This window comes from Candidatus Thiosymbion oneisti (genome assembly GCF_900092655.1).
Taxonomy (GTDB): Bacteria; Pseudomonadota; Gammaproteobacteria; order Chromatiales; family Chromatiaceae; genus Thiosymbion; species Thiosymbion oneisti.
The window spans coordinates 1-1,535 of the sequence record NZ_FLUY01001629.1; the positions used below are offsets into that span (position 1 = coordinate 1).

General features: G+C 67.1%; 1 protein-coding gene. It reads right to left on the minus strand.

The annotated features are described in order from the left end of the window. The coding region (locus BQ17_RS16615; protein ID WP_176722485.1) for a SagB/ThcOx family dehydrogenase at positions 1–1,478 on the minus strand (1,478 nt) is incomplete at its 3' end. Positions 1,479–1,535: the final 57 nt, after the last annotated feature.

Consider the following 1,535-nt stretch of genomic DNA (forward strand, 5'->3'; position numbering starts at 1 on the left):
CCCGTCTCCCAGAACAGGCGACGATAGAACCATGGACCCGGTGAAATCAGCCGAGGCTCGAACTCGGCCAGCATCGCGACGGCGAAGGCACCCGCCTCAGCGATGTCCTGGTGGCAACAGATCGCGTTGGCTGCCTCGCGATAGTCACCCGCCTGCAAGCGATACAGGCCCAACCCCTCGGGGGCGCCGGGCGGTCTGCTGAACTCGAATTCGCTTGACAGCAGTCTGCGCAGCAGATCCTCGGCGCCCGGCCGGCGAATGAGTAGATAGAGCCCCGGCGTCAGCTCGTCGACACGATGCACGAACAGCGTCAGATGGATGCAGGCCGGCCAAGGCCAACCCCGCCAGACCGGGTGGCTCGCCGAGGGCAGCGTGCGCGCCAGCATGACATAGAAGTCGGCGGCCCGAAGGCGCGTCCGCCCGTCCATGTCCAGGGCGCTGCGACGCTGTCGGATGAGTCGCCCGGCCAACGCCTGACGCTGGGCCCTTTGCAGGTCGAGCCACGCCGGGTCCCGCTCGGGTGCCTCTGCGGCATGGCTGGGGATGACGCCGGAGGGCTCGCAGGCGTCGGCCGGGTCGTAACCCGTGGGTGAGGGTTTGGCGCCGGCGTGGGTGACTTCGTCGATGATCGGCCACGGGTGGTGCTCTCGGCTGAGCAGGTTAGGCTCACCCAGCAAGGGTGCGGCGCCGATCTGCTCGATCGCTTCTCGCCAGACCAGAGTTTGGGGCGCCGTCGCCTTGGACAAGCCAGCGTCCGCCAGCTCGGGCGCCATAATCGCGAGCAACGCGTCCGGATGCTCCGCTTCGACACCTGTCTGCCGGTCGAGCCCCAGCAAAGCGACCAGGTCCGCGTCGCCGACGGACTCGATCAGGGATACTTGCCAACCGAGTCTGGCCGCCGAGAGGCTCAAGGCCCCGATCGCATGACCCACATCATGCTGGCAGTAGCGATAAGCCCGCTCGCCGTATTTCCAGGATTCGCGCCAATGGATGCTGCTGAGCACCACCAAGCCGACGGCGCCGAAGGCATGGCACAGGGTCCGGAAGCCGGCCGGCTCGATCCATCGGCGCACCTCCAAACCGTGCTCGAACGGCGCGTAATGCATCACCGCCGGCCGATCGGTCAGACCCTCGATCGGTCCGCTGATCAGGTAACCCTCTGTCGGATGCAGGTTGCCGCTGGAGGGATTGACCCGTAGGGACCAGCGACTACCTTTGATCGCCTTCCAGGCGCTCAGCGCCAGGCCGTAATAGAAAAACGCGCTGACCTGGTCGGCCCGGATCAGACCGGCGGCGCCCGCTTTCGGTGGTGCCTGGTCCGGGGCTGGGGCTTGGCGCCTGGCCGTGGCCTGCTCCGCCCATGATCCGTCGAATAGCGCGTCATAGGTCGGACCAGGGTCATCGCCGGGGCGCACGAGGCGTAACAGCGGGGCGCCCTCGAAGCGACGGAACGGATCGGGCTGATTGGCCCAATCCATGAATCCCAGCGCGCGCGCGTAATGGCCGATGTGATGCTTCGTCCGCTGGTGGTACCG